General features: G+C 62.6%; 8 protein-coding genes and 1 pseudogene. 1 reads left to right on the top strand and 8 read right to left on the bottom strand.

Annotated elements, in window-relative coordinates; genetic code table 11:
* Nucleotides 1-43 precede the first annotated feature (43 nt).
* Genes HX807_RS25225 through HX807_RS25215 form a run of 3 tightly spaced genes read right to left on the bottom strand, consistent with a single transcriptional unit; the run spans nt 44 to nt 3,667 of the window.
* Nucleotides 44-1,141, bottom strand: coding sequence for a DUF1513 domain-containing protein (locus HX807_RS25225; RefSeq protein WP_177051423.1), 1,098 nt, complete (start codon nt 1,139-1,141; stop codon nt 44-46).
* Nucleotides 1,142-1,143: 2 nt separating this feature from the next.
* Nucleotides 1,144-2,208 (bottom strand): imelysin family protein, encoded by a 1,065-nt coding sequence (locus HX807_RS25220; RefSeq protein ID WP_102606236.1) that lies wholly within the window; start codon nt 2,206-2,208, stop codon nt 1,144-1,146.
* 31 nt (nt 2,209-2,239) lie between these two features.
* A complete protein-coding gene (locus tag HX807_RS25215) occupies nt 2,240-3,667 on the bottom strand; it encodes a di-heme oxidoredictase family protein (RefSeq protein WP_177028617.1) in 1,428 nt (475 codons plus the stop codon).
* A 139-nt stretch (nt 3,668-3,806) separates the two neighbouring features.
* Here HX807_RS25215 and HX807_RS25210 point away from each other — a divergent pair, with 139 nt between their 5' ends.
* Complete coding sequence (locus tag HX807_RS25210) at nt 3,807-4,370, top strand: NAD(P)H nitroreductase (protein WP_087694472.1); 564 nt, start codon at nt 3,807-3,809, stop codon at nt 4,368-4,370.
* Nucleotides 4,371-4,519: 149 nt separating this feature from the next.
* On the opposite strand, the gene HX807_RS32065 is transcribed toward HX807_RS25210, so the two are convergent.
* From HX807_RS32065 to HX807_RS25190, 5 genes and pseudogenes are all read right to left on the bottom strand, one after another.
* Entirely contained in the window at nt 4,520-5,275 is a 756-nt protein-coding gene (locus HX807_RS32065; RefSeq protein ID WP_371103562.1) for a methyl-accepting chemotaxis protein, read from the bottom strand.
* Between the two features lie 102 nt (nt 5,276-5,377).
* A pseudogene (locus HX807_RS32060) lies at nt 5,378-6,517 on the bottom strand (HAMP domain-containing protein); the annotation flags it as partial.
* A 265-nt stretch (nt 6,518-6,782) separates the two neighbouring features.
* Nucleotides 6,783-7,184, bottom strand: a complete 402-nt coding sequence (locus HX807_RS25200; RefSeq protein WP_003214107.1) for a YbaN family protein — start codon at nt 7,182-7,184, stop codon at nt 6,783-6,785.
* Between the two features lie 170 nt (nt 7,185-7,354).
* A complete protein-coding gene (locus HX807_RS25195) occupies nt 7,355-7,963 on the bottom strand; it encodes a biliverdin-producing heme oxygenase (RefSeq protein ID WP_177019288.1) in 609 nt (202 codons plus the stop codon).
* A gap of 131 nt (nt 7,964-8,094) precedes the next feature.
* Nucleotides 8,095-10,674, bottom strand: coding sequence for a TonB-dependent receptor (locus HX807_RS25190; protein ID WP_177051417.1), 2,580 nt, complete (start codon nt 10,672-10,674; stop codon nt 8,095-8,097).
* Between the last annotated feature and the right edge of the window lie 83 nt (nt 10,675-10,757).

Raw genomic sequence — 10,757 nt, 5'->3', positions numbered from 1 at the left:
AACCATAAGCCGCCGTTACCGCAGCAACGGATATGCCCCCCAATCAAACCAGATGCAGATGGTTATCCCAAAACCCCGCCGGCAACTCCAGCGGCTTCGCCACCAACGGCACCTGCCGACAATCATAAAACCGGCAACGGCCCTGCCCGGAAGTCACCACAAACCCATCAGCCACCGCACCCACCCCGGCACAATCCGGCAACGGCCCGTCCAGCAGCAACTGCGCGCTGTCCATGTTCCAGATAAAGAACCGATTCCCCCGAGGCGCCGTCAACGCCACCAGCCGCAACTCACTGTGCACCGCAACGCTGGCCGTGTAATGCCCCATGGCCTGCAGCTGCTCATCCGCCACCGGAAACGCCACAAACGCCTGCCCCGGTCGCTTGATCGCCAGCAACTCCGACCGCTCATGAGACGCCCCCATGAACTGCTGCCCCGCGAGGATCGTCCCGTCGCTGGCAATCCCCATATGCCGCACACTGTTCATCTGCTGGCTCAGGGTCTCCTTGCTCAACAGCGTCCCGTCGCGCTTCATCAGGACCAGGCTCGGCTCCATGGCATTCAGGTTCATCTCGACCCGGCTCTCCGCCTCGGTACGAATCCCGCCATTAGCCACCACCAGCGTCTCGCCATCAGGCATCCACGACACCTGATGTGGCCCAATCCCATGGGTAGAAATCTCCCCGGTGTGCACCAACCGCTCACCTTCGAACCGATACACCCCAAGCAAGCCGCGACCCGGATCGGACGTGTCGTTCTCCGTGGCATACAACCACTCGCCATCCTTGTGCACCACCGCATGCCCATAAAAGTGGCGATTGGCGTTGGACGTAATGGTCTGCAGCAGCGCCCCGTCACGCAAGTCGATCAGGTAGCTCTCGGTGCCCGGCCGGCGGGCGACAAACAGTGCAATCGGCAATGTCGGGTGGTTGATGATGTCGTGGCAACGTTGGCCAACCTGGGTCGCAAACACTTGTTTGCCGTCCAGGTGGAAGCCGACGGCGTAGTGCTTGCCATCACCGTCATCGCGCGCTGAGAGCAGTAGCGGGCTTTTGCCCTTCTGCTTGAACAGCGTCCAGCCACCCAGGGTAATTGCGCTGAGCAGCACGCTGCCGAGGGCCAAAGCCTGTCGCCTGAGCATCATCAGTCACCGTCGTTGGCGTTAAAGCCCAGTTGGATGCCCAGCGCCTTGGCCAGTTCGCCTTCGTGCAGGCGGTGGACCACGTTGAGGCTGTCGTAGATGTCGTTGAGTTGCTGGCGCCCGGCATCGTCGGCCAGCATTTCATTCAGCGTACGCTGGTTGCTGGCGAAGAGTTTCAGGGAGGCGGCATACGCGGCGTCGATCTTGTCAGCCAGGGGCTTTTGATCGGCAGGCAACAGGCCGCGCAGGCCTTTGTTGTCGACGCCGACCCAGACGGTCTGGGCGGCAGCCAGGCTGGCTTCCAGGCTTTGCAGGGACGACTGGCTGCGCCACGCATCGGCCTGGAACGGTTGCGGGATGCCCTTGGTCTGGCGGCCCATCGGGGTGCCGAGTTTTTTCTTCAGGGTGTCCAGCGCAGTCACTTGAACCCGCAGCAGGTCGGCGATGGCTTCGTGGGAATCGGCGTAGCGCTGGTTAGGAAACTTGGTCATCTGCGCCAGCATGCCGTCGGTGCTGTTCCAGCTCGACAGGATTTCTTCGGCCAGCAGTTTCTGGCGCTCGCCGATGGCTACCAGCAACGGGCAGTAGCGGGCTTTTTGCGTCTCGTCCGCCAGATCGGTCTTGGCGTCGTAGAGGATGTATTCGTAGGCCGACAGGCCCTGCACCACGACGCTGGATTTGGCCAGGGCGGCGGCGTCGATCTGTGGTTGGGCGGTCACCAGTTGCTCGACTTGACGACCCACCAGGTTTTTCTTGTCCGGCCAGAACTGCACCTGCCACGAGCGGTTGCCCTCGGCCAGCGGGCCGATCAGCAGCGGTTGCAACTCGGCCCAGGCCTTTTGCGCGTGCAGGAAGTCGGCGCGGGCGGTCTCCAGGCTTTCCTTGCCCTGGCAGTAGGCCAGGGCGCTGACGGCCAGTTGGCGGTCGGCTTCAACCCAGCGGCTGTAGGTCGGCAGGATCACTTGCTTGGCGATGGCCGCCGAGGTCACCGCTTGCGGGTCCTGGGGCGAGCACGCACCGAGGGCGAGGGCGGCCAGGCTGGTGAACAACAACTTGGGACGGAACATGTCGAGCTCCCTTCTGTAATTAGGACAAAGCTTATAAAGAATTCAGAAATGCCAGCAACGCGGCGCGCTGCTCGGCATTGAACGACAACACATGCTGCTGCGCCGCCTGGGCTTCACCGCCGTGCCACAGCACGGCCTCCATCAGGTTGCGGGCGCGGCCGTCATGCAAGAACTGAGTGTGGCCACTGACGGCTTGCGTCAGGCCAATGCCCCACAACGGCGGGGTGCGCCAGTCGCGGCCACTGGCCTTGAATTCGCTGCGGTTGTCGGCCAGGCCGTCGCCCATGTCGTGCAGCAGCAAGTCGCTGTAGGGGCGAATCACCTGGTTGGCCAATTCAGGTTCGGCGGCGGTGGGCGCCGTGGTGAATTGCGGGGTGTGGCAGCCCTGGCAACCGGCCTGGTAGAACAGGTTTTTCCCGGCCAGCACTTGCGGTGCGTTGACGTCGCGGCGGGCGGGGACGGCCAGGTTGCGGGTGTAGAACAGCACCAGGCGCAGGATATTGTCGCTGACCTCAGGCTCGCCATCCGGGCCATTGCCGTTGGGCGCCTGTTTGCAGGCCACTTGTGCATCGGTGCAGTCATCGAACGGTCTCAGGGAGGTGGTCAGGCCCATATCACCAGAGAACGCGTGAACATTTTGTTGATTGAGGTTCGGTTGCCCGGCTTTCCAGCCAAATCGACCGAGCACGGTCTTGTGTTGCGCGTCGTCCCAGACCCAATTCGCCCGCCCGACGATGGCTTCCTTGTCGGCGGTTTTCGGGTCGGTGTTGCGCAGGATGTCGGCGTCGGGGATCGCTTCGAGCAGCCCCAGGCCGATCATCGGCGGTGCAACCCGCGCCGAGAAGCGCGTGTCGGGGTGCATCGGCCCATAACCGAGCTGGGTGATTTGCAGGGCAGGCTTGCGCAATTCGACCACGGTGCCGTCCTTGAAGCGGACGTCGAGCGGTGTGTAGTCGACCCGCACCTTGCCCTCCGGGGCGACGCCGGGCACGGCCATGTCCTGCAATTGCCCACCGTAGACCGGCTCGGGGACTACACCCAGTTGCTCGATGACCTTCGCATAGGGCGGCGCATCGGGAATCGACAGGCGTACCAGCATCGACACCGCGTTGGGCGCATCGGGCAATGGCGGATGCCCACGGCCATCCTTGATATGGCAGTTCTGGCAGGCATTGGTATTGAACAGCGGCCCCAGCCCGTCGCGGGCAGTGGTGGTGGACGGGGCAATCACCCAGGGGCTGCGAAAGAAACTGTTGCCGACGCTGAAGTCCAGGCGCCGGGTGGGCGACAGGTTGGCCGAGGGCAGGGAGAAGGCGTTCTGGTCGGTCTTCCTCACCGTGGTCGCGCCACCGGCACGCGCTTCACCAGGCTCGGCCTTGGTGAATCGCGGGGCGTCATCGCAGGCACTCAGGCTCAAGGCCATCAACAGTGCAGACAGGCGAAGGGGCGAACGGGACATCAGTCTTCCTGAACGTAGGCTGAAAATAAGGCCGCAAAGTCTAACAGGGCAGGGCGGATTGAATAAGAGCAATTATCGTTTGGTGGTATCCGATTCATTCCCGCTAGAATGACCGCACATTTTTCTCTGGAGGTGGCCAATGCAGGCTCTCGACGCTTTGCTCAACCGTGTTTCCGTGCCGCGACTGCTGGACCCGGCACCGACCCAGGAGCAGCGCGACCTGCTGTTCGCCGCTGCCATGCGCGCGCCCGACCACGGCCAACTGCGCCCTTGGCGCTTCCTGACGGTGGAAGGCGCGGCACGTGAGCGCATGGGCACCCTGCTGGCCGAAGCCGCCCGCCTGCAGGACGCCGACGCGCCCCAGGCCGTGATCGACAAGGCGCAGAACGGCCCGCTGCGGGCGCCGTTGGTGGTGGTGGTGATTGCCCGCCTGCAAGAACATTTCAAAGTGCCAAAATCCGAGCAGCTGCTGGCGGCGGCCTGTGCGGCTCACGGGATTCTGCTGGCGGCGTACGCCCAGGGGATCGGCGCGGTGTGGCGCACCGGTGAGTTGTCGTACTCGGCCCATGTCGCCAAAGGCCTCGGGCTGAAGGCGGATGAGGAAGTGATTGGTTTCCTCTACCTGGGCACCCCACAAAACCCGCCGCGTACCGCGCCGAAAGAAGACCTGGCGCCGTTTGTGGCGGCCTGGACGGGTCAATAAGGCACCGCGACTCTAAATGTGGACGGGCTTGTGTGGGAGCGGGCTTGCTCGCGAATGCGGTGTGTCAGTCAATACATGTACCGACTGATCCACCGCATTCGCGGGCAAGCCCGCTCCCACATTGGGTGCTTACTGGCTTCAAGCTCGGGTCAAACCCGAAACTGATCCATCAGCTTCATCTGCTGGCTGGCCAGGGCGTTGAGCTGGCTGCTGATGGCCGCCGATTCGGTGGCCTGGCCGGTCAGGGTTTCGGTCACTGTGCGGATTGCCGAGACGTTGCGGTTGACCTCCTCGGCCACCGCACTTTGCTGCTCGGCGGCGCTGGCGATTTGCAGGTTCATGTCGCTGATCACCGTTACCGCATCGCTGATCTTGCCTAGGGCCTGCACCGCCTGATGAATCTGCCCGGCGTTGTTCTGCGCCTGGGTCTGGCTCGAATGCATGGTCGCCACCACTCCACGGGTGCCAGTCTGGATGCGCTCGATCACCAGGCGAATCTCCTCCACCGAGTCCTGGGTACGCTTGGCCAGGTTGCGCACCTCGTCGGCCACCACCGCAAAACCGCGCCCGCTTTCCCCGGCTCGCGCCGCTTCAATCGCAGCGTTCAGGGCCAGCAGGTTGGTCTGTTCGGCAATGCTGCGGATCACTTCCAGTACCGAGCCGATCTGCTCGCTGTTCACTGCCAAGGCTTCGACTTCGGTCACGGCCTTGCTGACTTCTTCGGCCAGGGTGGTGATGTCGCGGGTGCTGCGTTCAATGATCTGCATGCCTTCGCGGGCTGACTGGTCGGCGCCGCGGGCCGCGCTGGCGGCGTTGGAGGCGCTGTTGGCCACGTCGTGGGCGGTGGCGCTCATTTCATTCGAGGCGGTGGCCACCTGGTCGATCTCACGGAACTGCACCTGCATGCCTTCGCTGGTCTGGCGCGCGATTGCCGAGGACTGGTCGGCGGTGCCACGGGCTTCGGTGATGCTTTGCTTGATCTGCGCGATGGTCGGCTGCAGCTTGTCGAGGAAGCGGTTGAACCAGTTCACCAGTTCCCCCAGTTCATCTTTTTTACCGTAGGCCAGGCGCTGCGTGAGGTCGCCGTCGCCGCTGGCGATTTCCTTGAGCATGGCGGCCACGCTGTTGATCGGCCGGGTCACGCCGGTGGCGGTCAGCCAGATCAGCAACAGGCCCAGCAGCCCGGCGGCTGCGCCTACCAGCAACGCCTTGACGGTGCCACTGGCCTGAGCCTTGTCGAGCACCGCCTGGAGTTTGAGCGAGTCTGCCAGCAGCACTTGTTTGGGCAGTTTGATCACCACGCCCCAGGATTTGGCGTCGGCAATCGGTTTGACCGGGTACACGGCGCGAATCGTGCCGTCTTCCTCGCGGATCTTGCGGGTATCGCTGGCCAGCAGTTGCACGATCTCTTTGCCTTCGGCACCGAGGGTGTCCGCCAGGTTTTTGCCGACTTTGGCCGGCTCGCCGCTGTAGCCGGCGATCAAGCCGTTACCGGACAGTATTTCGAGAATTCCGGCGCCGTTGAACAGTTCTTTTTGCGCCGCATCGGTCGCCGCTTGCAGGGCGTTGAGGGCGAGGTCCACACCGACCACGCCGATCACTTTGCCGTCGACCAGCAGGGGCAGGGAAATGGTGGTCATCAACACCGGCTTGCCGGCCACGGTGTCTTCATACGGGTCCAGCAGGCAGGTATTTTTGGTGTCCCGCGGGCAGGTGTACCAGATGTTGTAGGGCGTGCCGCTGAGGTTGAGGGTGGTCTTGGTCAGGTCATCCTCGACCATCACGGTGTTCAGGCCTTCACCGCCGGCGCGGCTCCAGTAGCTGGAAAAGCGGCCTTTTTCGTTGGACACACGGGCGGCATCATTGACGAATTCACTGTCTTTGCCATCGAGGGCGTTGGGCTCGAACGACAGCCAGATGCCGAGCACCTTGGTGTTGCGGTCGAAGGCGGTTTTCAGGCTGTGGTTGAGTTCTTCACGCAGGGCCCCGGCATCCAACGAGCGCTTGCCGGCCAGAGTGCGCAGGTCCTTGATCTGGTCGGCCAGGGCCGTCACCACCAACAGGCTTTCACCGAAGGTTTTTTGCAGTTGTACCGCTTGCTCGGCGGCCTTGGCCTGCAGCAGGTTCTGCACACTGTCGGTGAGCATTCGCGAGCTTGAATCGCTGATCAGTTGATCGTTCTGGCTGGTCTGGTAAAGGTTCATGCCCACAACAAGGGCAATCACCCCCAGCAGGCACAGACCGGACAACAGCACGATTTTCAAGCGAATGGAGAGGGTGTCGAACATAGAAGTACCCGCGAATGGACTTATTAGTATGCAAGCTCAGGCGAGTCCATTCGGCGCTATGCCCGGAACATCGGCTTGGGCCGGCAGTTCATGAGCGGGAGCCGATGAGCGGTAGTGGGGGGGGTCAGGTGGGTTGCGGGAGACGTTCCGGTCGCGACCAGATCCACAGGTTGCCCATGCTCATTCCGGCGATGGCCAGGTAGATCGGCCAGCCGTGGTCGAGCATCACCAGCATCAGGCCGGCGCACAGCAGCATGCTCACGGTGGCGCTGACTTTGGCCCGGCGGGCGATGATCCTGCCATTGCGCCAATTGAACAGGATCGGCCCGAATAGCCGGTGGTTTTCCAGCCAGGCACTCAGGCGCGGCGAGCTTTTGGTGGCGGCCCAGGCGGCCAGCAGGATGAATTCGGTGGTGGGCAAGCCCGGTACCACAATCGCAATCAAGCCGATGCCCAGGCTGACGTAGGCCAGCAGGCCGAACAGGACGCGGGCGATTTTGGATGAGGATTGGGTTTTGCCGGTCATGGGTGCGGTTTGCATGGATGGATTTACGAAGGATTCAAAGTGAAACCGGATCAAAATGTGGGAGCGGGCTTGCTCGCGAATGCGTTGGTTCAGTCACCAGATATATTGACTGATCCACCGCATTCGCGAGCAAGCCCGCTCCCACATTTGATTGCATTCCAATCAGGGAATCAGGCCAGTTCAGGGGCGCTAGCGTACGCCTGTTCCAGCAACACGGTGAAGCGCACGAACGCATCAATCGCGCCTTTCTCCACTTCGGCTTCTTCTTCGGCACTGAATTCCAGCGCGTCGAGGGTGCGGGTGAAGCGCTTCCAGCCTTCAGCGCGACCCCCCGCAGGCTCGCCCAGGTGACGGGCACCGAAGGTTTCGCTCAAACCCAGGCCCACGGCACGCTTGATCAGGAACGCGGCGCCCAGCTTGGAGCCTTCGGACACGAACAGCCAGCCCAGGGCTTCGGCCTTGCTCGGGTTTTTCACCGCGCCGGCCACCGGTGCCGGTACTTCGGTGTCCAGGTCGCCCAGGTCCAGCTTGGCCGCTTCGGCACGGCAGCGTTCAGCGAGGTCAGGGACGATCTTGATCAACTCGGCATCGTTGTACAGCGCCACCAGCTCCGACTGGAACAGGTACTGTGCGACCACGAAGCGGGCGAAGTTGGCCTGGGTTTCAAACGGTGCATGGGCCTTCACCAACGCATCGAGCTTGGTGTGCGGTTCGTTGGTGATCTGGTTCAGGCGCTGGGAGCGCAGGGCTGCACGTTCTGCGGTAGGGGAGGCGGTCATCGGGGAATCCTTGAGAAGAGAAAGCGTCTGGTTGCCAGGCTGTTATGAACTAGACGAACCAGAAGACGCGTCACAGTAAAAAACCCTCACCCCGGCGCAGATTAAATTGCGCCGGGATGAGGCTCCATGGATCAGATGTCCCAGATCAGGTTGATCGCAAAGTTGCGGCCCGGCTGGGTCAGGCGGTCGAGGTTGGCCGGGCCGGTCACACCGGCTTCGCCGACGCTGTCGTAGCTGCGCACGTCATCCCAGTTCCAGTATTTCTTGTCCGTCAGGTTGTACAGGCCGCCGTTGATGGTCACGTCGTTGGTGACCTTATAGAAGCCGGTCAGGTCGACGATGCCAAAACCCGGGGTCTTGAACGGGCCGTTGGCGCTGTTGCCGTCAGGGGCGAAGAAGGTGGTGCTGTCGACGCGGTCCTGTTTCTTGACCAGGGTCCAGCTGACCAGGGCACCGTAGTTCTGCTGGTCATAGCCCAGGCCGAACACGCCCTTGAGCGGGTTGACGCTGTTCAACGGTTCGCCGTTGTCGTCATTGCGCCCGTAGGTGTAGGCAATCGAGCCTTGGGTATACAGGCCCTGCGGTGCGCCGAATGCGTCGAGGCTCAAGCGGCCCTTGGCCTCCACGCCCTTGATGGTGGCGTGCTTGATGTTGTTGGCTTCGAACTGCTGAACGGTGCCACCGGCAACCGAGGCATCTTCGTCGATGAAATCACGGTACTTGTTGTAGTACACCGCCACATCAAACGAGCCCGAGTCGAAGTTGCCGCGAATCCCGGTTTCGACGCCCCGGCTGCTTTCCGGCTTGAGGTCCGGGTTGGGTTCGACGGTGTAGCCCTGCTGCAGGTTTTCAAAGCGGCCATACAAGGCCTTGGCCGACGGGGTGCGATAGCCTTCGGCGTATTGGCCGAACCAGGTGTATTGCTCGGTCAGGGCGTAAGTCACGCCGAACTTGGGCGTTACACGGTGCCAGTTCTTTTCCGAATCGCTGTGGTCGTAGATGCGTGTCGGGTCAACGGTATTGAGGAATTCCTGGGTCAGCTTGGGTTTGAGCTGGATGTAGTCGTAGCGGACGCTGGGCAGGAAGGTCCACTTGTCCCAGGCAATCTGGTCCTGGGCAAACAGCGCGTAGGAGTTGATGGTCGGGTCGGGGAAGTCGCTGGCTTTTTTCACGCTGTCGGCGGCCGACGGGCTTGGTGCACCGATGGCGGTGCAGCCTGCGCCGACCGCCAGGCAGGTCGCGGCGCCCTCACGGGAACCGGTGACTTTCTGCTGCTTGAGGGTGGTGCCGTAGGTCACGACATGGTCGGTTTCGCCGATGCTGAAAGCCTTGTCCAACTGCGCGTCGAATACCCACTGTTTCTCTTCGTACAGGGTCTCGCGGGTGCGCAATACCTTGCGCGATGGCTGGTAGATTTCTGCGGTGGTCTGGTCGGTCTTGGCGATCTGGTAGTTGAGGCTGGTCTTGATGTGATCGGCAATCGGCGAGTCGAGGGCGAACTTGTTTTCGATGCCGAAGCGTTCTCGGGTGATGGTGTCGTTGCCCGTGCGGCCGCGGTAGAAGTTGAAGCCCTGGCCACCGACAAACGGGCCACCCACTGCGTTTTTCAGGTTGGTGTCGCGATCGTCCTTGAACTTCTCGTAGGTCAGGCCCAGGCGGTTCTCTTCGCCGTAGTTCCAGCCCAGTTTGGCCAGCACGTTGGTGGTGCGCACATCTTCCGGGTTGGCGCCGGTGCGCGCCAGGCCGGTGGCGTTATTGCCGTCGTAGGATTCCATCTCGTGACCGTTGCGCTGGCTCAGGTGCAGCAAGCCGTCGAAGTCCTGCACGCGACCGGCGACGGTGCCGGAGGTCAGCCAGCTCTCATCGGCGGAGCTGTAGCCGGTCTTCAGGCGTGCGCCGTAGTCCTTGCCGGGCTTGATGATGTCGTTGGGGTCGAGGGTGAAATAGCTCACCGCGCCGCCGATGGCGCTGCTGCCGTACAAGGCCGAGGCCGGGCCGCGCAGGATTTCCACGCGCTTGACGATTTCCGGGTCGACGTAGTTGCGGCGGGTCTTGGCGTAGGGGCCGTTGAAGAAGTTGTCCGGCACCTCGACGCCGTCCACCTGGGTGAGGATGCGGTCGCCGTCGATCCCGCGAATGTTGTAGCCGGCATTGCCGGAGCGGGTGCCGGCACCGCCCACCGAAACACCTGGCTCATAACGCACCAGTTCGCGGATGGTGTTGACGTTCTGGCGGTCCAGTTCTTCGCGGTCGTGCACGGTCACAGTGCTGGGCACGCTGTCCACGGCCTGTTCCTGGCGGGTGGCACTGATGGTCATCTGTTGCAGGGTGATGGCGCCGACGGCGACGCGTTTTTCCAGCACGATGTTGTTGTTGCCCAGTTTGCGATAGCCCAGGTTGGTCCCCACCAACAGCCGGTCCAGGGCTTTATCCGCCGGCAATGAGCCGCGCACGCCAGGGGACGACACACCCTGGCCCAGTTCTGCCGGCAGGCCGACTTGCCAGCCGGTCACCGCGGTGAAGGCGTTCAGCGCCGAGACCAGGGATTGCTGCTCGATGCTGAAGCTGTAATTGCCCTGGCTGCGGCTGGCAGGCTCGGCGGCGGTGGCAGCCATGACGGGCGCACCGGCCAACAGGATTGCGGCCGTCAGCAGCGACAAGCCCTGGCGGCGAACGGGCGAAGAGGACCGGCGGTTGAAACGAGACGACATCGAGAGCGCTCCGGAAGGTACGAATCTTATAGTTGCGCACTGAATCAAATAGGAATCAGTTGCATTGGCTATAACGAGACGTA

It is taken from the genome of Pseudomonas sp. D8002 (genome assembly GCF_013385695.1).
In the GTDB taxonomy this organism is placed as follows: Bacteria; Pseudomonadota; Gammaproteobacteria; order Pseudomonadales; family Pseudomonadaceae; genus Aquipseudomonas.
This window is presented reverse-complemented; position numbering and strand designations above follow the sequence as displayed.